This window comes from Streptomyces rhizoryzae (assembly GCF_023155275.1).
Lineage (GTDB): Bacteria > Actinomycetota > Actinomycetes > Streptomycetales > Streptomycetaceae > Streptomyces > Streptomyces rhizoryzae.
The window spans coordinates 39,105-59,668 of the sequence record NZ_JALMUV010000015.1; the positions used below are offsets into that span (position 1 = coordinate 39,105).

The following is a 20,564-nucleotide window of genomic DNA, read 5'->3' on the forward strand; positions in this document are numbered from 1 at the left end:
TCAGGACAGCGCCGACCAGGCTTCGTCCAGGAGTTCCGCGACCTGTTGGGGGCTGTTGCGCAGGCCCCCGCTGATGCCCCGGATCTGCACCGTCAGGCCGTCGGCGGTCCGCTGGCAGTAGTCGACGGACACCGCATCGGGACGCGGCTGCTGCCCGGTGGGCGTGGGCTGGTTGGCCACCAGACAGGTCGCCCCGCCCACCCGGACGACCTCGCGCATCGGTCTGACCAAGCCGAGCGTCGTCACGTCCTCGTAGGGCGTGAACGGCTCCGGTGTCCGGGCGCGGACAGCGTTGACCATGAAGAAGGTTTCGAGCCCCGGCTCGGCGAGGGTCCGCACGGCGGCCGGGGCGCCACCGTATGCCGTGGACAGCAGCTTGGTGGTCTGCTCCTCGGTCTTGGTGGTCCGCTGTATCGCCTGGCTCGCGTTGCCGCCGTTGCGTTGCGCCGCGTCCTTGAACGGCACGTACTTGCCGAGGGAGGCAGGCAGCGACAGGTCGCCGGCCGACCGGCCGAGCCCGGCGCCTCCCGACTCGCTGCCGCCGCCCGAGAAGCCCCACCACGCGGCCCCCACCAGTCCCGCACCGACCGCCAGCCCGGCCACGCCGATCGCCCAACGACCGGCCGGCAGGCCCGAGCGGGCGCCGGAGCCCGGGCGGCCGTCGGGGGAGTGGTGGGCGGCGGCCGGGGCCTCGTTCGCCGGACGGCCCGCTGCGTCGAACTCTTCTGTCGTCATGGCCATATGGTGCCCGCACCGGTGTCCGTTCCGGTCGGCTTCCGGGAAACGCACGACCAGGCAACTGCCGTCCCCCGGCCCCCCGGGCCCGTCCTGGCGCTCACCGGAACGGAACCGCGTCCGCCCCCGCCGCGTAATCATGAGGCATGGACCAGAAACCCGCAGCGTGGCGCACCGCCGTCCACCTCGCGGCCGTGGGCATCATCGGCTGCGCCGTCACCTCCGTTCAGTTCGAGGCCGTGCTGGTCGCGCTGCTCACCGGCCGATCGGCCGTCATCGCCGCTGTCTGCACCGCCGCGGTGGCCGTCACCATCAGCCTCCTCGCGGGGTTCGCCGGTCCGGCCAGGCCGTTCGTACCGCTCACCCGCCGGGCGCGCGGACGCTGGTACTGGGCAGCGGGCGTCTACGCCTTCGGCACGGCCGGCACGGTCGGGGCCCTCGTCCTCGGCTCCGGCCCCGAAGGGCTCAGCCACAGCTGGCTGCTGGCCCCTTGGGGAGGGGCGTGCTACGCCCTCGCCGCCGCCTTCTTCCTGCCCCACCGCCGTACGCGCCTGGCCACCACCGGTGCCGCCGTCGCCCTCGCCGCCGCTCTCGGCTACGGCACCTGGGCCGCCGCCCAGCCCCCCACCCTCGATGCCTGGCTCACCGCGAACAGCGTGGACCGCGCACTGCTGCGCGTCGGCGAACCGCCGGCCGGCTACACCCTGCGCGTCGGCGGCGCCGATGAGCACACCTTCGGCGCCCGCTACACACACCCCGGTTCCCCCGATCTCCGCCTGGTCGTGCAGCACCCCGGTCAGGACACCCGCCGTGCCGACGCGCGCGGCTGCCCCGTCCCGTTCGGCGATCCCGTCGCCTGCACCGACGACGGCGACGGCCGCCAACTGATCACCTACGAGGGCGCGTACCCGACCCAGGAACTCCGCCTGCGCCGCGCCGGTCTGGTCCACATCGTGACCCTCGAAGGCCACCACGGCGACCTCCCCGCGGCCCGCCGCATCCTCGCGACCCTCCGCCCCGCGAAGGATTCCGAACTCACCCCGCTCGTCGCCTTGCCCATGCGCCCTTGACCCCTGCGCCCCGCCCCCCCTCCCCCCACTTCCCCGAACACCGCATAAACTCCACGGGATACCCGGGAACACCTCCAAACCCAGAAATACCCGCACCGCACCACCCACCACGAGCGAAAGGCCGCGGAACATGGCCCCCGTCCTCCGCCCGCTGTCCGCCACCACCTGGGCATGGGTCCAGGACTCCACGGACTGGGGATTCAGCAATGCCGGCGTGATGTCCTCGCGCGGCGTATCGCTGCTCTTCGACACCCAGTTCACGCTGGACGCCACGCGCACCATGCTGCGGGAAATCGCCGCGGCCACCCCCGATTCCGTCATCGAGACGCTGGTCATCTCGCATCAGAACGGCGACCACACCTGGGGTAACCAGCTCCTGCCCGATGCCGAGATCATCACCTCCGCGGCCTCCGCCGAACACCTCTGCCACGAGATCAGCCCGGAGCAGCTCACCCAGCTGTCCCACTCGCACGGCACGGACAGCATCAGCCGCTACGCCGCCGAACACTTCGGCAGGTTCGATTTCTCCGGCATCACCGTCACCCAACCCACCCGCACGTTCGCCGGGCGCCTGAAACTGACCGTGGGCGGCGTATCCGCCGAAGCCATCGACCTGGGGCCCGGACACAGCGCCGGCGATGTCGCGCTGTGGATTCCGGACGACGGCATCGTCTTCTCGGGTGACGTGCTTTTCGACGGCGGACACATGATTGTCTGGTCCGGTTCGCTGACCGCCTGCGTGGAATCCCTCGACACCCTGCTCGCCACCGGCGCCGAGACCTTCGTACCCGGCCACGGCGCGCTCATGGAAAGGGCGGACGTCGTTGCTTTCCGGTCCTATCTGACCGAGGTGGGGGCAACGGCCACGGCCTACGCCAAGGAGGGAATTCCGCTGCCCGACGCGGCGGCCCGGATCCAGGCGGAATTCTCCGGGAACCGCGCCCATCCCGAGCGTCTTTTCACCGCCACGGCGGGCGCCTACGCCGACGCCGGACGCGCCGAGCCGCTCCCCACCCTCGAACTGGTCAAGGGAATGGCCGACTTGGCGTACCCGGCGCCCTGACACCCGGCGCCCTGACACCCGGCGCCCTGACACCTGCCGCCCGGCAACCGGCCCCGGGCCCGGCCCCGCTCCCGGGCCCGTTCCGGGACCAGGGCCGGGCCCGGGGCCTCGCCGTCCCGCCTCGCCGTCCCGCCTACGCGCCCCGGATCGCCTCCACCAGCCCGGCGATCAGGCCGGCCCGCTCGGCCATGGCGTCGATCACCAGGAACTCGTGATCGGCGTGGGCCCCGCCTCCGACCGCCCCCAGGCCGTCCAGGGTGGGGACCCCCAGCGCGGCCGTGAAATTGCCGTCACTGCCCCCGCCGACCGCCGCGCCCTCGATGCCCGGCAGCAGCCGCTGCGCCAGCGCGAAGAGCTCGGTCGACGCCGATTCCGGCATCGGCGGCCGCCCGACAGCACCCTCCACGGTGATCGACGCCCCGTCCAGATGCGGGGTCAGCGCCGCGAACGCGGCCTCGACGCGGTCCTTCTCAGCGGCCGACTCGACCCGGACATCGACGATGACGGTCGCCTCCGCGGGGACGACATTGTCCAGCGTCCCCGCCTGCGCCACGGTCGGCGTCACCGTCGTACCGATCCCGGGACGCCCGAGCGCCGCGAGGTGCACCACCTGGTGCGCCGCCTCGACCAGGGCGTTGACCCCGGCCGCGGGCTCCAGTCCGGCGTGCGAGGCCCGGCCCGCGATCGAGACGCGGAACGTGCCGCAGCCCTTGCGTCCGGTCTTCAGGCCGCCGCCGTCGGCGGCACCCTCGACCACGAGCACCGCCCCGCAGGCCCGGGCCCGTTCCTCCAGCAGCGCCCGGGAGGCACGGGACCCCACCTCTTCGTCCGCGGTCACCAGGATCTCCACCCCGGACCGGTCGGCGAGCGTCGCCACCCCGTGCACGGCCTGGACCAGACCGCCCAGCATGTCGAAGACCCCGGGACCGGTCGCGTGCCCGCCCTCGACCCTGAACGGGCGGCGCGCCAAGGTGCCCAGCGGGAAGACCGTGTCATGGTGCCCGAGGATCAGTACCCGGGGATCGCCGCCGCCCGACCAGTGCACATGCGGCCCGGCCGCGCTCTCCACGAGGACGGCCTGCCCGCCGAGACGCTTCTCCAGCACGGCCGCCACGACCTTCGCCGAAGCCGTCAGGGCATCGAGATCGCGCGAGGGTGACTCGACCTCGACAAGCGCCTGGAGATCCTCCAGCATCGCGTCAACACTCACCGGGGCGGTCCTGTGCGTCGTCATGCCCCAAGGTTAACGGGCACGCATGTGCGAGCTACTTGCCGTGCGCACGGTCTCTCCGCCGCGGCGCGGGAAGCGGCTGGACGTCCTCGGTCGCGATCACCGGGTGGTGGCGCAGATCGAGGTAGGCGCGGACGGATACGCCGGGCCGGCCCGGCGTGTACCAGGGAGCCGAGGGGCCGCTGGAACGCCACAAGCGCCCCAGCTCGGCCGCGGCGCGGGTAGCGGTGGCTTCGTCGGCGGCGGTGACGTCGATGACGACCATGCCGGGCTCGCTGACATGTTCCTCGTGGATATGCACAGTTCTGTATGGCCCATTTCGCCCCGCGCTGTAAGGAGAAGCCCGCTCGATTCATTCGAAGGTGGGCATCCGGGGTCCGGAGTTGACCGTGGGGCGACTGCGACGCCGCTTGTCCACGGTATCTCCGTGACCGCCCCGCCCGCCCCCGCTCTCACCAACTGGCCACGCAGCGCACCCTTACTTCCCCCGTGTGCGTGACGGCACGGCGTGTTGGTTGTATGACTGATGCCGCCGCGCCACCGTGAGGGCATGCGCTTTCCCCTTCCTGCCCCGGCACTTGTGGCGTTACTGCTGCTGTCGTCGCTCACCGCCTGTACGACGGTCACGGCCGCCCGGCCCGCGTCGTCCGGCCCGGACCGCGGTCCGTCCCCTTCCCCCTCCGTGCCCGGCGGCAGGCCGTGGACCCGCGCCCAGCCCGAACGGGCCCCGCACCAGCAGCTGGTGACGGCCCCGCACGGGCACGCCCCCGCCGGGCCCACCTCGTCACACCCCCACCGGCCCGGCACTGCCGTGCACCCGCCCACCCAGCACCGGCCCGCACCGCACCGGCCCGCGCCGCACCCGCGTCCGGACCGGCCGACCCACCGCGCGGCCGCTCCCCGGCCGCCCCGTACCGCAGGAGTCCGGCAGCCGCGTCCCACCGCCGGCCTGCCCCGGCCCGCGTCGAGCGTGGACCCGCGCCTCATCTGCCGGATGGCGTCCGGAAAGGTCCGGGGCGACCTACTGGCGCTCTGCCGCCGCATGTTCGGCCGCTGACCGCCGAGCGCTGACCGCTGACCGCCGAGCGCTGACCCGTCGGCCCGGCCGTGCGGTCCTCGGCGGGAGCCGGCAAGCGCCAGGCCGGCAGGCCGCCCGGTCGCCCATCCGGAATGGATCTCCTGCACCCGTGGTTGACGCAGAGGAACCGCTGAACTCCAGCAGCCCACTCAGCCAAGGGAGTTGCTTCCCCATGATCGAGCACACCGACCTCGCGTACGGCCCCGCCTCCCGCAACCGCCTGGACGAGACCGGGGACCCGTCCGCCGACGGCGCGCTGGCCGCGCTGGAGTCGTTCTACTACGCACTGAACCACCGCGATATCACAGCGCTGCGCGCCGATTGGACCTCCGACCCACTGGCCCAGCTGAACAATCCCGTCGGCGGCATCCTGCGCGGCGGCGACCTGATCGCCGACCTCTACGAAAAGATCTTCGCCGGCTCGCTGAACGTCACCGTCACCTTCGGCGACGTCGTCGCGTACGTGGGCGAACGGCACGCCGTCTTCGCGGGCCGGGAGCGGGGCCACTACGTCGCTCCGGACGGCGGCCGGGTCCCCCTGGAGATCCGCACCAGCCGCTACTTCCGCTACGAGGACGGGCGCTGGAGCCAATACCACCACCACGGGAGCATCGACGACCCCGACGCGCTGCGCGCCTACCAACGGGCCGTGCGGGGCTGACGCCGCACGGCCCGCGGCCCGCGGACGCGCCTCAGAACGTCAGGGCGATCTTCCCGGTCAGGCCGCCCCGCCGGAAGTGCTCATGGGCGGCGCGGGCCTCCCCGATGCCGTAAGCGGACTCCATCCGCAACCGCACGGCGCCACGGTCGACGAGCCCGGCCAGTTCGGCCAACCCGGCGCCGTCCTCCCGCACTTGGTGGACGGTGGTCCGCACACCCCGTGCGGACAGGTCGGGCACCGGACCGGCCTGGGTGGCGATCGACGCGTACCGGCCGCCGTCCACCACCGCCTCGGTCAGAAACGCCCCGTAGGTGTCGAAGACCGCGTCGTAGCCGCGCTCCCGCACCGCGGCAGGGTCGGTGACGACGCGGTCGGCACCGTGCGCGCGGGCGAAGGCGGTCTGGGCGTCCCGGGACACCAGCGCATCGACCTCGACACCGTGTGCACGCGCTATCTGGAGCGCCAGGCCGCCGACCGCGCCCGCGGCCCCGGTGATGAGCAGCCGCTCCCCGGCGGACAGCGCGAGCCAGTCCAGGGTCTGCACGGCGGTCAGCCCGGGCAGCGGCAAGGTGGCCGCCTCCACCGGGCCGACCGACTGCGGAGCGACGGCCACCGCCTGCGCCGGAAGCGCGACCAGTTCGGCCCAGGTCCCGCGGCCCGAGCTGAGCTGGTGGGACATCGCGATGACGCGCTCCCCCGCGCGCAGCCCGCTGTCGCCCCCGTCGACCACCACCCCGGACAGGTCCCAGCCGAGCGTCATCGGCAGCGGCGGCGTGCCCTCACCGATGGCCCCCTCCCGCGTCTTGTCGTCCACCGGATTGATGCTCGTCGCAACGGACCGGACCACCACCTCCCCCGTCCCCGACTCGGGCGGGCCGACGTCGACGAGGCGGAGAACATCGGGTGTGCCGAAGCGATCGATCTGTATGGCGCGCACGGAAAGTCCTTCACACGACTGCTGCTGACGGATACGCCAACCTGCCCGGGAAACACGGCATTCCCCGCACGCTCCCCAGGCGCATCACCCGGCCCCGCCACCCGCCGCCGACCAAGAACGCCGCACGCCGGGCAGCCGCCCCACACCGAGCGGGAAAGCCGTGGGCTAGTGGGCGGTGCCGCCGGTGTTCCGCACCATCCGCTGGAGGACCTTCAGGGTCGTGACGTAGTCGGCGTCGTCGATGCCCCGGTGGATGCGGTCCCGGATCGCCGGGGCGTGCTGCTTGAGCCGGAGCCGCGCGGCTTCCCCTTCCTCGGTGAGCCACAGCCGCCCCTCGCCGTCGCGGGACAGCCAACCCCGCTTCAGCAGGACCTCCGCCTCGGCCCGCAGATCGTCCTCCGGGCGGAGGTAGGTGCGCATCGCTTCGTGGAGTTCCGGGATCGTCATACCGTGCCCGTCCGGCGAGAGGTCGTGCTTCGAGAGGTTGCGGAGCAGCCAGAACTGCGGCTGGGTGAAGCCGTGTTCCGCCTGCTGGGCGCGGGTGAAGGCGATGAGGGCCTCGTAGGCCACACCGGTCCAGTACGCGGCCGGCTGCCTGGCGAGCTCGGCGTCGGAGAAGTGCTGGGTCGTCATGGGGGTGCCTGCCTCCTGTGAATGATCAGTGGTGCGCCCACGCTAGAAACTGAAGTGAGGTTGAGGTCAAGGCCGGGCGGTGGGCTGCCCCCGCGCCCGTAAGATCGTGGCGCGTCCCGAGTGCAGGCCCGAGCGGAGCAGAAGGGCGGACGAGCGCCGTGAAGATCGAGTTGGACGACCTTTCCGGACCGGAGATCGCCGCGTTCCTCCAGGAGCACGTGGACCAGATGCGGGCCATCTCCCCGCCGGAGAGCAAGCATGCCCTCGATCTCGACGCCCTCCGCCGGCCGGAGATCGCGTTCTGGACGGTGCGGGACGGCGACCGCCTGGTGGGCTGTGGTGCGCTCAAGCGACTGGACGCCGGCCATGCCGAACTCAAGTCGATGCGCACCGCCCCCGCACGCACGCGCAGCGGTATCGCCTCCCTGCTGCTGGAGCACCTCATCGCCGAGGCGACGCGCCGGGGGTTCGCGCGGCTGAGCCTGGAGACGGGCGCGGCGGACTTCTTCCTGCCCGCCAGGCGGCTGTACGAGAAGTTCGGGTTCGTGCGCTGCGAGCCCTTCGCGGACTACCGGCCCGATCCGCACAGCACCTTCATGACGAAGGTCCTGCGGCGGGCCGAGTGAGGTAGTCCGGAAGCTGTCCATGGGGAGGGGGTGGGCGGCAGGCGGTTCACCTGAACGGTCCCTGCCCGCGGCCTCGTGCAGCCGGGAGAGCGATCAGGGCATGCCCGAAACGTCCGATAGATCGTATGTGGCGGAGTGCTCCGCTATGTAAGGTCTGGTGAGGTTTGCCGTGACCGGCGACCGGCTACACACGAATCGCGGCGACGCGCCCGAAGGCATCGCCGGCCACTGTGTTCCGGAGGGGACGTGTCGCAACTGGACCAGACCCGGCGTCGCGAACCGCTGGACGCCTCCGGCAATCCGCGCGTCCACATGGGCCGCAAGATCAGAAAGTATGTGACCACCACCGATCACAAGGTGATCGGGAACATGTACCTGGTCACCTCCTTCTGCTTCTTCCTGTTCGCCGGGGTGCTGGCGATGCTGATGCGGGCCGAGCTGGCCCGGCCCGGCCTTCAGTTCTTCAGCAACGAGCAGTACAACCAGCTCTTCACCATCCACGGCACGGTGATGATGCTGCTCTTCGCCACCCCGACCTTCGCCGGCTTCGCCAACGCCGTGATGCCCCTCCAGATCGGCGCGCCCGATGTGGCGTTCCCCCGGCTCAACGCCCTCACCTACTGGCTGTTCCTCTTCGGCGGCCTGATGGTGGTGTCCGGGATCGTCGTCCCCGGTGGCGCGGCCTCGTTCGGCTGGTTCGCCTACGCGCCCCTGAACAGCGCCCTCCACACGCCCGGCGCCGGCGGCGACCTGTGGGCTGCGGGGCTGGTCGTCGCCGGCCTGAGCACCACGCTGGGCTCGGTGAACTTCATCGCCACCATCATCACGCTGCGCGCGCCCGGCATGACGATGTTCCGGATGCCGATCTTCACCTGGAACATCCTCTTCACCTCCATCCTGGCGCTGCTCGCCTTCCCCGTGCTGACCGCCGCCCTGCTCGCGCTGCTCGCGGACCGCCGCTTCGGCGCGCACGTCTACGACCCGGCCTTCGGCGGCGCACTGCTGTGGCAGCACCTGTTCTGGTTCTTCGGCCACCCGGAGGTCTATATCGTCGCCCTGCCGTTCTTCGGCGTGGTCACCGAGATCGTCCCGGTATTCAGCCGCAAACCGGCCTTCGGTTACGTCGGAATGGTCGGTGCGACGATCGCCATCACCATGCTGTCGGCCACCGTCTGGGCGCACCACATGTTCGCCACGGGCGGGGTGCTGCTGCCGTTCTTCTCCCTCATGTCGTTCCTCATCGCGGCACCGACCGGGGTGAAGTTCTTCAACTGGATCGGGACGATGTGGCGGGGCAGCCTGTCGTTCGAAACGCCGATGCTCTGGGCGATCGGGTTCATGGTGACGTTCCTCCTCGGCGGGCTCAGCGGAGTGCTGATCGCGTCGCCGCCGATGGACTTCCACTTCACCGACAGCTACTTCATCGTCGCCCATCTGCACTACGTGCTGTTCGGCACCATCGTCTTCGCGACCTTCGGCGGCTTCTACTTCTGGTGGCCGAAATGGACCGGGCGGCGGCTCGACGAAAAGGTGGGGAAGATCCACTTCTGGTCGCTGTTCATCGGCTTCCAGACCACCTTCCTCGTCCAGCACTGGCTGGGGGAGAGCGGTATGCCGCGGCGCTACGCCGACTATCTGGAAGCCGACGGGTTCACCGTCCTCAACAGCATTTCCTCGGGCGGTGCGTTCCTCCTCGGGCTGTCCACCTTCGCGTTCCTCTACAACGTCTGGAAGACCGCCCGCTACGCGCCCAAGGTGGACGTCGACGACCCGTGGGGATTCGGCCGGTCCCTGGAATGGGCCACGTCCTGCCCGCCGCCCCGGCACAACTTCGAGGCGCTGCCGCGCATCCGTTCCGACTCCCCGGCCTTCGACCTGCACCACCCGCAGTTCCTGGAACTGCCGGCGGGGGAACGCGGCGCCACCGAACCGACCCCCGACACCCTCGGAGAACAGAGCTCATGAAAGCGGAGGCACTTCTCTTCGCGGGCGTCGCCGCGTTCTTCTTCATCACCGACGCCTTCTACATCTGGCTGGCCCGGGAACCGGCCGGCATCGCCGCCCTCGCCGTTTCCTTCGCCATGGCCGCGGTGATCTCCTTCTTCTGCGCCATGAACTACCGCCGCAAGGGCCAACGGCCCGAGGACCGCGGGGATTCGAAGATCCACGAGCGCGCCGGAACGGTCGACTTCTTCCCGCCGGAGAGCCGCTACCCGGTCCTGGTGGGCCTCGGTGTGGCGCTCCTCGCCCTCGGCCTGGTCTACGGGCTGTGGGTCTTCCTCATCGGCATCGGGGTCACCGGCCTGTCGGTCTTCGGCATGGTCTTCCAGTACGTGGACCGGGATGTCTGAGGGCCGGTGGCGTTCGGCCTGAGCCGGCCTGGTCGAGCTCTTGATCGTCGCCGCGGAGCTGTCTCAACCTGTCGACCCGGACGACGGACGCCAGGTCCGGCTGCTCGGCCGCGAAGGCGACCAGCCGGAACGCGAAGGGTGCAGGTCCGCTTTCGCCGCACACGCTGCCGCGCTGCGCGCGCCGTTGGCGTGTTACCTCACCCCGGTGCACACCAGCAGCGGTTCGATGACGTTCACCTTCTACGCCCACTCGAGCTGATCACGCCTCCTCGGCGTTCCCGCTCACGTCTCCTTGGCGTGGGGGCGCTCCTCCTCGGACGGGATGACCGGGCCCTTCGTCGCCGCTGAGATCTCTAGCCGCTCCGCGACCGTGACCGGCATGTCGACCCGGTCCCGGTAGTACCAGGCGCTCAGCGCGGCCCGCACCCGGTGCCGTACGGGTGCCTGGCCGCCGGGGGCCGGCAGGGGCTTGGGGAGGTCCCTGACCACCACGCGGTAGCGCTTCGCCGCCTCCAGCGGCCGGCTGCGCTCGGTCAGGTGGCCGTAGACGCTCTGCACCACCTCGCCGGTCTCCTGGCCCTCCTCCAGCAATTCCCGGTCGCGGTCCTGGAGTGCCAGACAGGCGCGCTTGGTGATGAGGAAGGCGAGGATCGGACCGATGACCACCAGCACCCGGAGAATCCAGGTCAGCGTCTCCACGGATACCCGGAACAGCGTGGCGATGACGTCATTTCCACCGGCCGCGAGCAGTACCCCGTAGAACACGATGGCGGCCACTCCCAGCGCCGTACGGGTGGGGAAATTGCGGGGGCGGTCACAGACGTGGTGTTCCATCGGGTCGCCCGTCACCCATCGTTCGAAGGCCGGGTAGGCGTAAAGGATCAAAAAGAGCAGGCCGGGCAGGATCACGGCGGGAATCAGCACGTTCCACATGAAGGTGTGGCCGGCCACATTGCTCTCCCACGGGGGCATGAGGCGGAGCGCGCCCTCCAGGAATCCCACGTACCAGTCCGGCTGGACATCGGTCGAGGACTGGTCCGGGACGTACGGTCCGTAGCTCCAGACCGGGTTGATCTGGGCCACCGCGCCGAGCACGGCCATGACCGAGAAGACCATCAGGAACAGGCCGGTGGATTTCGCGGTGAACTGCGGGAACATCGGCTGCCCCACGGCATTGCGGTTGCTCCGTCCGGGTGCCGGCCAGTGCGTGTGCTTGAGGTAGACGACCAGCAGCAGGTGCAGGCCCAGCAGGGCGAGGATGAGTCCCGGCACGAACAGTACGTGGAGGGTGTAGAGGCGGGGGACGAGGATATGGCCGGGATAGGAACCGCCCCAGAGGAAATAGCTGAGGTAGGTGCCGACGAGGGGGAGGGACAGCACGATGGTGTTCGCCGTGCGGAGCCCGGTGCCGGACAGCAGGTCGTCCGGCAGGGAATAGCCGCCGAATCCCTCCAGCAGGGAGAGCATGAAGAGGGTGACCCCGACCGCCCAGTTGAGTTCCCGTGGCCGCCGGAACGCTCCGGTGAAGAAGATCCGCAGCATGTGTACGCCCAGCGCGGAGATGAAGACCAGCGCCGCCCAGTGGTGCATCTGGCGGATCAGCAGACCGCCCCGCACCTCGAAACTGATGCGGAGGGTCGAGGCGTAGGCGTCCGACACCAGGAGGCCCCGCAGCGGCCCGTAGGCGCCGTCGTAAATCCTCTTCGACATACTCGGTTCGAAATACATCGTCAGGTAACTGCCGGTCAGGAGCAGGACCAAGAGGCTGTAGAGGGCGATTTCGCCCAGGAGGAAGGACCAGTGGTCGGGGAAAGCCTTGCGGAGCAGCGCTTTCGCCGCTTCCGAGGCCGGAGCGCGGCCGTCCACTGCCACATAGGCGGAAAAGGCGGTCTCCCGGACCTTCTTCTCCATCCTTTCCGCTGGTTTCCGGAACAGCATGTCCGGCCCTCCTCGGCGCGTCGGTCCATGGCGCTTTGCGGCGCTCGCTCACCCGCACCCTGCCTGGCCGATCGCCGGACGCCGCGCATTACGCAGATCGGGGGCACGGCCGTCCGCCGGTGCCGTGCCCTGCCCCTTGCGGCAGGGGGCCGTCGTCGTCCCGGGACGCTCGGGGGACGGTGCGGGCTTGCCGGGGCCCGGAGCGCGGGCGGGCTCTTTCCGGCGGCATTACCGAGCGGCAAAGCCGAAACGCCAAGTAATAGAAATGTAAAGCTCTTTGGTAAGGTTGGCCGAAGTTGAGTGACCTGTCCGAAGGAAGCCTGAAGGAAACCGCATGACCACGCCCGTCCCTCCCGATGGCTCTCCGATACCGGACCCGCAGCAGTCGTCACGGCCGTCTCAGTCGTCACAGCCTGCGCAGCCGTCACAGTCTCCGCAGCCGCCGGACCGTGACCCCTGGGCCCCGCCGACCGGCCCCGCGGCCGCCGCGCAGGGGACGCTCCGGACAGCACCGGTTCCGCCCCCGTACTACGCCGGCGCGCGGCCGAACAACGGGACGGGGATCACCGCCCTGGTGCTCGGCCTGGTCGGGATCGTGCTCGGGCTGTTCCTCGTGCTGTTCTGGGTTGCCTGGCTGCCGGCGCTGCTGGCCGTGATCTTCGGGGGCGTCGGGCTCGGCCAGGCGAAGAAGGGGCTGGCGGGCACCAAGGCGATGGCGCTCAGCGGCCTCGTCCTGGGCGTCCTCGGCCTGCTGCTCGCCATGGGCACCGGGGTGGTCGCCGTCGTCGCGGTCAAGAAGGTCGCCGACACGGCGCACGCCAAGGCGGAGGAGCTCAACGAGAAGGTGAAGAAGGACCGGAAGTCCGCCGCGGCCGCCGAGAAGGCCCGGCACCTGGCCTTCGGGCAGCCCTACACCTTCGACAACGGCTTGAAGGTCACGGTCGCCAAGCCGGAACCGTTCGTCCCGGATGAGTTCGCCCATGGCCACGCCAAGGGGAACAAGGCGGTCCAGATCACCGTCACCGTGGTCAACACCGGTTCCGACCGGGTCCCCGTGGAGACCGGACTGCCCAACGTCAACGACGCCGACGGGGCCTCGGCGGAGCTGGTGATCGACGGCAGCGGACGGCAGAAGGTCATCACGGGCTATGTCCTCCCCGGCAAGACGGTCGTCGGCAAGTACGCCTTCTCCCTGCCGTCCGACGCCGCCGACCGGATCGAGGTGGAATTCACCCCGGACGTGGGGGAGTGGCCGGACGCATACTGGAGCGGTCCCAACAGCTGAGGGCATGAGTGGAGCGGGGGCGGATGATGAGGCCGGCGGTGGGGGCCGCTCTGCGGCGGTGCGCCGAGTGTGGCGGCCTTGCGTACAGCGGGGCGCCCGGCTGCGCTGCCTGCGGTGAGCTGGTGGACGGCATCGTGGCGGAGGAGTGGCGGTCCGCGCTGCGCGGCTGGGGTGTGGACAGGGCGGACGAGGCCGACTTCGCCGCCCTGGTGGCGGACGAACCGGACCGGCATGACTGGCGGGTGGTGGACGCCGCGCTCGACCGGCTGGTCTGTGCCGACTGCGGCGACCGGCTGAGCCGCGGCCCGGTCGGCTGCTTCCCCTGCGACCAGGCGCACGGCTTCCGCTATGCCGCGATCGAGACGGACCGGCCGGGCGTCCCGCCGGGCAATGAGCATGGTGTGCGGGTCAATGTCTCGGTCGTGCGCCGGCCGGCGGTCACGTCCGCGCAGGAAGTCCTGGTGCGGCGCCTGATACTGCCTTACCTGCTGGTGGGGTGGCTGCCCACCGTTGAGCAGGCGCAGCGGATCGGCGCCCTGGCCAAGGCCGGGTCCACCGCGCGCGATACCCAGCGCCTCGCCCAGGCCATGGCGGACGCCTTCCGGGCCTGACCCCTGCCGGACGAGGCGGGACCGGGGCGGTCGGGGAGGCCAGGACGGCGTCGGGCGGGCGGAACGGCTCCGAGTGGGCAGAACCGCCGGAGTGGTGCGGAGCAGGGCATGGGGCCGGGCCGGAGCGGGGCCTGGCGCCCCGGTCGGGGCGGGGCGGGGTGCCCGGGCCGGTGTCAGGTGGGGGGCAGCGGGGTGAGTCGGTAGGCGGCTCCGTGGGTGGTGAGGCGGCCGGCGGTCGGCGGGGCGAAATGGCTGCCCAGGACGAGGGTTTTGCTGTCGGCCAGGGTGCTGAGCAGCGTGCGGCGGGTGGCCTCGGCCTGTACGGGGTCGATGTCGACGCAGCTCCCGATGGCGGGATGGGCGAACTGCACCGGGTGGTGGAGGCAGTCACCGGTGACGAGTGCGCCGGCGCCCTGGCTGGTGAGCTCGACGGCGACATGGCCCGGGGTGTGGCCGGGGGTGGGTATCAGGCGCAGGCCGGGAGCGATGTCGGCGCCCTGGGGCGGGACGTCGACGAGGTCGAGCAGGCCGGCCTCCTCGACCGGGTGCACCGAATCGCGGAACATCTGCCGCCGGGGCTCGTCCATGGCGTAACCGGCCCAGAACTCCCGCTCGGTGCGGGAGACGACGTACCGGGCGTGGGGAAACGTGGGGACCCAACTCCCGTGCTCGGCACGCGTGTTCCAGCCGACGTGGTCGGCGTGGAGGTGGGTGAGGATCACCAGGTCGACGTCTTCGGGGGCGAAGCCGGCGGCGGTGAGGCGGGACAGGTAGTCGGTGCGCAGGTCGTGCCAGGCGGGGTTCGCCCGCGTCTTGCCGTTGCCGATGCCGGTGTCGATCACCACGCGCAGCCCGTCGAGGGAGACCGCGAAGCTGTGGGTGTGGAGGCGGAGATTGCCTTCCGGGTCGGCGAAGTGCGGGCGCAGCCAGGCGTGTTGGGCGACGAGGTCGGGGGTGGCGTCGGGGAGGAGCCAGGGGCCGGTTTCCGGTGGCAGGGGGGTCTCGTCGATGCGGTGGAGGGTGAGGCCGCCGACCGTCCATGTGGGGGTGGGGGCCGAGTGGTCGGGGGTGTTGGTGGGGGGTGGCGTGTGCATGGAGGGCCTTCCCGTTCTTCTCGTGGCTGGTGGGTGGCTTCCCTGGGCGGGCTTCCGGGCCGGTCGGGTGGCTTCGCTGGTCGGAGGGTTTTGCTCTTCGTGCGTCTTCAGCTCTCGGCGCGGTTTCGTTCGTCGCGCGTCTTCAGCTCTCGGCGCGGTTTCGTTCGTCGCGCGTCTTCAGCTTTCGATGAGATCGCTCTTCGCGGGTTTCCGCTCTTCGTGTGCGCTCTCGTGCGTAGTCGATCTTGATGCTTCGAGCGGCTAACGCAATCTGTTTGCGTTAAGTGCATCGTAGGCGTATCGTGCGGTTAACGCAAACGCTTAGCGTTTAAGTGTTCGCGGATGCCCCCGCCTCTCGCTGTCGCCGCCCGCACGATCAGGAGACATTGCCCATGACCACGTACTCGCCCACTTCGCCCCCGGGCGTCGCCTCCGTGCCGGTGCCGGACCTCGCGCCCGTCGAGGCGGCCCGCTGGGCGCAGCGCGCCGGGCTCCCGCTGCCCGGGGACCGGCACGCCATCGTGGCGGCCACCGCCAACCACATCCACTCCGTCGTCTCGGTCCTGCGGGAGCTGGACTTCGGCGACACCCCGCCCGCGCCCGCATACCGGGCAGAGGAGGAGAAGCACGATGCGCAGATCTGAGGTGACGCGGCCGTACGAGCTGTCCGTGGCCGCGGCGGCCCGGGCGATCCGGGCGCGGGAGCTGTCGCCCGTCGAGCTGCTGGAGTCGGTGCTCGGCCGGATCGAGGAGGTCGAGCCGCGGCTCGGCGCCTACACGGCCGTGATGGCCGAGCCGGCGCGCCGATCGGCCCTTACGGCGGAGCGGGAAGCCGCGGAGGGGCGCTTCCGCGGGCCGCTGCACGGCATACCGGTGGCGCTGAAGGACCTGATCGACGTGGCGGGGACGGCCACCACGGCGAGTTCGCGGGTGCGGGCCGGGCACCGCGCGCAGAGCGACAGCGCGGTCGCCGCGCGCCTGGCGGCGGCCGGTGCGGTGCTGGTCGGGAAGACCCACACCCATGAGTTCGCCTACGGACTGACCACCCCGCAGACCGCCAATGCCTGGGACGGGGGCCGGGTCGCGGGCGGCTCCAGCGGCGGGTCGGCCGTCGCGGTGGCCGCGGGTGCCGCCCCCTTCGCGCTGGGAACGGACACCGGAGGGTCGATCCGGGTCCCCGCCGCGCTGAACGGCGTCGTCGGCCTGAAACCGACGTACGGTCTCGTCCCTCGCCACGGGGTCACGTCCCTGTCCTGGTCGCTGGACCACGTCGGCCCTCTTACCCGTACGGTCGAGGACGCGGCGCTGGTCCTCCCGGCCCTGACCGGCCACGACCCGGGCGAGCCCGCCTCCCTCGCCCCGGGGGGCGCCGGCGGCCACCTGGACGAGCGCGGTACCGACCTCACCGGGCTGCGGGTCGGGGTGCCCCTCAACTACTACTTCGACCGTGTCGAAGCGGAGGTCGAGGACGCCGTCCGGCGGGCCGTCGAGCGGCTGGCGGACCTCGGCGCGCGCCCCGTCGAGGTCGAGATCCCCATGACGCGCTACGTCCAGGCCACCCAGTGGGGCCTGATGGTCCCCGAGGCCACCGCGTACCACGAACGCACCCTGCGCACCGTGCCCGACCGCTACGCCGATGACGTCCGGATCCTGCTCGAAGCCGGTGAACTCATGCCCGCCGGGGACTACTTGCGGGCACAGCGGGCGCAGACGCTGATGCGCCAGGCATGGATACGCCTGTTCGACGAGGTGGACGTGATCGTGGCGCCGACCGTCCCCGCGGTCGCGGTGCCGGCCGGGCAGGAGACGCTCGCCTGGCCCGACGGCACGGTGGAAAGCGTCTCCGATGCCTACGTCCGGCTGTCCGCGCCCGCCAACATCACGGGCGTGCCCTCGCTGTCCGTCCCGGTGGGCCACGACCGGGCGGGGCTGCCGATCGGGATGCAACTGCTCGGACGGCCGCTGGCGGAGGCCGAGCTGTTGCGGGTGGGGTTGGCCTACGAGCGGTCGGTGCCGGTCCGCGCGCTCGCGCCCGTGCTCTGAGGAGGGCCGGTGCTCTGAGGAGGGCCGGTGCTCTGAGGAGGGCCGGTGCCCGGAGGAGGGGGGAGAGGGGGCGGGGCTGGGGGAGGTGAGGGGGAGGACCTAGAAGCTGAAGTGTTGCGTTAAGGCTTTAGGGTGGTGGTATGAGTCCGAGACCGATGGTGCGCCCCGGTGGGCGCAGCGCCCGCGTGCAGGAAGCGGTCCATGCCGCCGTACGCGAACTGGAGGCCGAGCTGGGCCGGGACGCCTTGACGGTGCCGCTGGTCGCCGCGCGGGCCGGAGTCACCCCGTCGACGATCTACCGGCGCTGGGGCGATCTGCGGGAGCTGCTCTCGGACGTGGCCGTCGAGCGGCTGCGCCCGGAGGCGCCGCCGGACGACCAGGGTGAGTTGGCCGCGGACTTGATGACCTGGGCCGAGCAGTTCCTCGACGAGATGGCGTCGCCACCCGGGCGCGCGTACATCCGGGACGCGCTGCTCGGCGATCCGGACGGCAGCAACGCCGGCCGCTGCTCGGCCTACGCGTCCGACCAGATCGACGTCATCCTCAGCCGCGCCGGGGAGCGGGGCGAGCGGGCGCCCGATGTCGAAGCGGTCATCGACCATGTCGTGGCGCCCATGATGTACCGGATCCTCTTCCGGCCCGGCCCGGAGCCGGACTCCCTCGACGCGGAGTACGCGCGCCAGTTGGTGACCGGTCTGCTCGACAAGGAGGCGTCGGGCGGCGGCTGACCGCGGCCGACCGCGGGTGCCCGCGCTCGGCCGCGGGGCGCGTCGCCGGGGGCTGCGTGCCGGGCCGCCCGAGAGGCCGGCGTCCGGGCGTGTGGAGTTCGAAGGCCGGGTGTGCGGAGGCCGGCGGCGGGGTTGCTCTGTCCGAGGCCCGTCGTCCGGAACTCGGCGTCCGGGCCTGTTCCTCCCGGCCCGGCGGTCCCCACCGCGATGCCTCCAGCGTGTGGACGCGTGGCGACCGAAGCCCGGGCTTGTGGAGCCCGACCTGCTGAGCCTGGTGTCCGGGGCCCGCTGCCCGGAACTCGGCGTCCGGGCCTGGTGTTCCCGGCTCCCGCGGCCCCAACTGTGACGACCCGGGCCCGAGGTGCCGACCCCGGCGTTCGGACGTGCGGAGCCTGGTGCCCGGAGCGGGGCGTCTGGGGCTCGACGTCCTGGCCCTGGCGTTCCGACGACGTCTCAACCCGGCGCTCCGGGCCTGCGAAGTTCGGCGTCCGGGGGACGAGTTCTGGCACCCGTCACCCGTGGGCCGGGCCTCGCCGCCCTGAGCCCCGATGTACCGACCCCGAGGCCCCCATCCCGACGCCCCCATCCCGACGCCGGGGCCGTCCCGGTGTCCTGGCCCCGGCGCTCCCACCTCGGCGTTCCGCCCCCCCGGACGCCCCGCTCCCTGCATCCGGCCCCCGAGCCCCGGCCGCCCCGCCCGTCCCCCGGCCACCCCCATGCGCGGGCCGTGTCACAAGGTGCGGTGGAGGATGTGGAGGTCTACGGGGCCGAGGCGGGGGTGGGTGAAGGCGCCTGGGAGGGTGCCGGTGCGGGTGAAGCCGAGGGAGAGCCAGAGGCCGAGGGCGGGGTTGGTGGCGACCACGGCGTTGAAGACCATGGCGCGGTAGCCGGCGTCGCGGGCCTGGTCCAGCACGTGTTCGGCCAGGCGCCGGCCGATCCCGCGGCCGGCGTGGGCGGGCGCGACCATGAAGCCGGCGTTGGCGACCCGGGCGGCGCCGCCGCCGTAGTTGGGGCGGAGGTAGGCGGAGGCGACGGGCACGCCGTTCTCCCGGACGGCGAAGACCCGGGAACCGGGTGCCATCCACAGGGCGCGGGCGGTCTGCTCGTCGGTGTCCCGGTCCCAGGCGTAGGTCTCGCCCGCCGCGACGATCTCGTGCCAGAACGGCCAGATCCCCGGCCAGTCCTGCGGGGTCGCGTCGGTGATCTCCACGGCGGCGGCCGGCTTCCGCGCGGTCGGTGCGGTCGGCGCGGCCGGGGCGGTTGTGGCGGGGGATGTCTGCGGGTCGTCCCCGGCCGGCACCGCGTAGCCGGGGATGGAGGGCCACCGGACGGTCACGACGACCGACTCCTCCTCCGCGACCCAGGAGTGGTCCACGCCGCGGCCCCAGACGACGTAGTCCCCCTGGCGCTCCAACAGCACGCTGCGGCCGGGGAATTCGAGCCGGAACCGGCCGCTGACGAGCACCTGGAGGGCGGTGCGCTCCTCTCCGTGCACCCACTGCGCGCGGGTGTCCCCCGCGGGGTGGACGCCCCACTTGATCTCCACGGCGTCGCTCCGGCGGGGATCGCCGGCCTCCTTGAAGTGCCCGAGCAGCCAGCCGCGGTCCAGTGCCGCGTCCTTGCCCGCATTGCCCACGTACACGCTGTCGTTCATGGCCTGAACGTAGCACCGGCGCCGGACCGCTGCCCTCCGGATACTTCCTGCGCCAACGCCCCTACCGGGCAGGGCAGTTACGCCGAAGGGGGTGTCGCTTCGAAGGTGAGGGCGTCGGGGATCGCGGCGAAGGCGGTGCGGACCTCGGCGACGAGCGCGGCGCGCCCCGGGTCGCCGGGCTGGGCCACCCACGTCTCCAGGGCGCACTGGAAGCCGGCGAGGAGGAGGTCCAGGGCCAGCCGCGGACGCAGGTCGCGGGGGTCCTGGAGGTCGAGCTTGCGGTGCAGGAGCGCGACCGCGGTGCGGAGCGTGCGGTCGCAGAAGTGCCGGCCGCGGGCGTCCATGGACGGGGTGGCGGCGGTCAGGCGGAGGCTGAGGCGGACGCGATCCGCCCAGCCCTCGTCGGTCATCCGGTCGAGCGCGGCGTACAGCGACGCCTGTAGCAGCGCCAGGACCGTACCGCCCGCGGGTTCGCGGCCTTCCAGCTCTTCGAGGAACGCCGCCCAGAGGTCCTGGGTGGGCGCCATCGCCACGTCTTCCTTGCTGGGGAAGGTGCGGAAGAAGGTGCGCTTGGAGACCTCGACCGCGTCGCACAGCTCGTCCAGGGTCGTCCCGTCGAAACCCCGCTCGGTGAACAGTCGCAGGGCGGTATCGATCAGCGCCTGGCGGGTGCGGAGCTTCTTGCGCTCGCGGAGCGGGAGGCGTTCGGCGGTGGCGTCGGTGGCGGTCATCGCGGCCAGTGTAGCGCGGGAGCTTATGCCTCTTGTAGGGTTGTGCCACTCGGTAACACAAGTGATTGAGTAGCGTAATTACTTGAGTGGCACTA

21 protein-coding genes and 1 pseudogene are annotated in these 20,564 nt (G+C 71.6%); 12 read left to right on the forward strand and 10 right to left on the reverse strand.

The genetic code is table 11. The features are described 5' to 3' along the window. A complete protein-coding gene (locus MUU72_RS14535) occupies window positions 1-735 on the reverse strand; it encodes a hypothetical protein (protein ID WP_248013648.1) in 735 nt (244 codons plus the stop codon). Between the two features lie 146 nt (window positions 736-881). Here MUU72_RS14535 and MUU72_RS14540 point away from each other — a divergent pair, with 146 nt between their 5' ends. Together MUU72_RS14540 and MUU72_RS14545 are read left to right on the forward strand one after the other, a co-directional pair. Next, window positions 882-1,805 carry a hypothetical protein gene (locus MUU72_RS14540; protein ID WP_248013649.1) on the forward strand — a complete coding sequence of 308 codons (924 nt, stop codon included), beginning with the start codon at window positions 882-884 and terminating at the stop codon, window positions 1,803-1,805. Window positions 1,806-1,935: 130 nt separating this feature from the next. Beyond that, window positions 1,936-2,868: an MBL fold metallo-hydrolase gene (locus MUU72_RS14545; RefSeq protein WP_248013650.1), complete on the forward strand. Its 933-nt coding sequence runs from the start codon at window positions 1,936-1,938 to the stop codon at window positions 2,866-2,868. Window positions 2,869-3,001: 133 nt separating this feature from the next. On the opposite strand, the gene MUU72_RS14550 is transcribed toward MUU72_RS14545, so the two are convergent. Both MUU72_RS14550 and MUU72_RS14555 read right to left on the reverse strand, forming a co-directional pair. After that, window positions 3,002-4,102 (reverse strand): M20 family metallopeptidase, encoded by a 1,101-nt coding sequence (locus MUU72_RS14550; RefSeq protein ID WP_248013651.1) that lies wholly within the window; start codon window positions 4,100-4,102, stop codon window positions 3,002-3,004. A 31-nt stretch (window positions 4,103-4,133) separates the two neighbouring features. Next, on the reverse strand, window positions 4,134-4,400 hold the full coding sequence (locus tag MUU72_RS14555; protein ID WP_248013652.1) for a DUF6207 family protein: 267 nt from the start codon (window positions 4,398-4,400) through the stop codon (window positions 4,134-4,136). A gap of 949 nt (window positions 4,401-5,349) precedes the next feature. Here MUU72_RS14555 and MUU72_RS14560 point away from each other — a divergent pair. Beyond that, window positions 5,350-5,838: a YybH family protein gene (locus tag MUU72_RS14560; protein WP_248013653.1), complete on the forward strand. Its 489-nt coding sequence runs from the start codon at window positions 5,350-5,352 to the stop codon at window positions 5,836-5,838. A 31-nt stretch (window positions 5,839-5,869) separates the two neighbouring features. Here the strand turns inward: MUU72_RS14560 and MUU72_RS14565 are convergent, their stop codons facing one another. Together MUU72_RS14565 and MUU72_RS14570 are read right to left on the reverse strand one after the other, a co-directional pair. Continuing rightward, window positions 5,870-6,775, reverse strand: a complete 906-nt coding sequence (locus tag MUU72_RS14565; protein WP_248013654.1) for an NADP-dependent oxidoreductase — start codon at window positions 6,773-6,775, stop codon at window positions 5,870-5,872. Between the two features lie 165 nt (window positions 6,776-6,940). Further along, on the reverse strand, window positions 6,941-7,408 hold the full coding sequence (locus MUU72_RS14570; RefSeq protein ID WP_248013655.1) for a winged helix DNA-binding protein: 468 nt from the start codon (window positions 7,406-7,408) through the stop codon (window positions 6,941-6,943). A 158-nt stretch (window positions 7,409-7,566) separates the two neighbouring features. On the opposite strand from MUU72_RS14570, the gene MUU72_RS14575 reads away from it, so the two are divergent. The 4 genes from MUU72_RS14575 to MUU72_RS14590 all read left to right on the forward strand — a co-directional run bounded on the left by MUU72_RS14575 (window position 7,567) and on the right by MUU72_RS14590 (window position 10,644). Then, on the forward strand, window positions 7,567-8,034 hold the full coding sequence (locus MUU72_RS14575; protein WP_248013656.1) for a GNAT family N-acetyltransferase: 468 nt from the start codon (window positions 7,567-7,569) through the stop codon (window positions 8,032-8,034). Window positions 8,035-8,346: 312 nt separating this feature from the next. Beyond that, window positions 8,347-9,999, forward strand: coding sequence for an aa3-type cytochrome oxidase subunit I (gene ctaD / locus MUU72_RS14580; RefSeq protein ID WP_282504105.1), 1,653 nt, complete (start codon window positions 8,347-8,349; stop codon window positions 9,997-9,999). After that, on the forward strand, window positions 9,996-10,385 hold the full coding sequence (gene ctaF / locus MUU72_RS14585) for an aa3-type cytochrome oxidase subunit IV (RefSeq protein WP_248013658.1): 390 nt from the start codon (window positions 9,996-9,998) through the stop codon (window positions 10,383-10,385). Before ctaD ends, ctaF begins: the two co-directional genes overlap by 4 nt. Before the next feature lie 40 nt (window positions 10,386-10,425). Next, window positions 10,426-10,644, forward strand: a complete 219-nt coding sequence (locus tag MUU72_RS14590) for a hypothetical protein (RefSeq protein ID WP_248013659.1) — start codon at window positions 10,426-10,428, stop codon at window positions 10,642-10,644. A gap of 23 nt (window positions 10,645-10,667) precedes the next feature. On the opposite strand, the gene qcrB is transcribed toward MUU72_RS14590, so the two are convergent. Then, window positions 10,668-12,323 (reverse strand): cytochrome bc1 complex cytochrome b subunit, encoded by a 1,656-nt coding sequence (qcrB, locus tag MUU72_RS14595; RefSeq protein ID WP_248013660.1) that lies wholly within the window; start codon window positions 12,321-12,323, stop codon window positions 10,668-10,670. Between the two features lie 574 nt (window positions 12,324-12,897). On the opposite strand from qcrB, the gene MUU72_RS14600 reads away from it, so the two are divergent. Together MUU72_RS14600 and MUU72_RS14605 are read left to right on the forward strand one after the other, a co-directional pair. Beyond that, on the forward strand, window positions 12,898-13,608 hold the full coding sequence (locus MUU72_RS14600; protein WP_248013661.1) for a DUF4352 domain-containing protein: 711 nt from the start codon (window positions 12,898-12,900) through the stop codon (window positions 13,606-13,608). Between the two features lie 122 nt (window positions 13,609-13,730). Further along, window positions 13,731-14,219: a hypothetical protein gene (locus MUU72_RS14605; protein WP_248013662.1), complete on the forward strand. Its 489-nt coding sequence runs from the start codon at window positions 13,731-13,733 to the stop codon at window positions 14,217-14,219. Window positions 14,220-14,392: 173 nt separating this feature from the next. Here the strand turns inward: MUU72_RS14605 and MUU72_RS14610 are convergent, their stop codons facing one another. Further along, a complete protein-coding gene (locus MUU72_RS14610; protein WP_248013663.1) occupies window positions 14,393-15,313 on the reverse strand; it encodes an MBL fold metallo-hydrolase in 921 nt (306 codons plus the stop codon). A gap of 392 nt (window positions 15,314-15,705) precedes the next feature. Between MUU72_RS14610 and MUU72_RS14615 the strand changes: the two genes are divergently transcribed. The 3 genes from MUU72_RS14615 to MUU72_RS14625 all read left to right on the forward strand — a co-directional run bounded on the left by MUU72_RS14615 (window position 15,706) and on the right by MUU72_RS14625 (window position 18,084). Continuing rightward, entirely contained in the window at window positions 15,706-15,957 is a 252-nt protein-coding gene (locus tag MUU72_RS14615) for a hypothetical protein (RefSeq protein ID WP_282504098.1), read from the forward strand. Further along, window positions 15,944-17,356: an amidase gene (locus tag MUU72_RS14620; RefSeq protein WP_248013664.1), complete on the forward strand. Its 1,413-nt coding sequence runs from the start codon at window positions 15,944-15,946 to the stop codon at window positions 17,354-17,356. Before MUU72_RS14615 ends, MUU72_RS14620 begins: the two co-directional genes overlap by 14 nt. A gap of 155 nt (window positions 17,357-17,511) precedes the next feature. Next, complete coding sequence (locus MUU72_RS14625; RefSeq protein WP_372503109.1) at window positions 17,512-18,084, forward strand: TetR/AcrR family transcriptional regulator; 573 nt, start codon at window positions 17,512-17,514, stop codon at window positions 18,082-18,084. Window positions 18,085-18,814: 730 nt separating this feature from the next. On the opposite strand, the gene MUU72_RS14630 is transcribed toward MUU72_RS14625, so the two are convergent. The 3 genes and pseudogenes from MUU72_RS14630 to MUU72_RS14640 all read right to left on the reverse strand — a co-directional run bounded on the left by MUU72_RS14630 (window position 18,815) and on the right by MUU72_RS14640 (window position 20,469). Further along, entirely contained in the window at window positions 18,815-19,294 is a 480-nt protein-coding gene (locus tag MUU72_RS14630) for a GNAT family N-acetyltransferase (RefSeq protein ID WP_248013749.1), read from the reverse strand. Window positions 19,295-19,366: 72 nt separating this feature from the next. After that, window positions 19,367-19,738 (reverse strand): annotated as a pseudogene (locus MUU72_RS14635) (cupin domain-containing protein); the annotation flags it as partial. A gap of 77 nt (window positions 19,739-19,815) precedes the next feature. After that, window positions 19,816-20,469 (reverse strand): TetR/AcrR family transcriptional regulator, encoded by a 654-nt coding sequence (locus MUU72_RS14640; protein WP_248013666.1) that lies wholly within the window; start codon window positions 20,467-20,469, stop codon window positions 19,816-19,818. Window positions 20,470-20,564 lie beyond the last annotated feature (95 nt).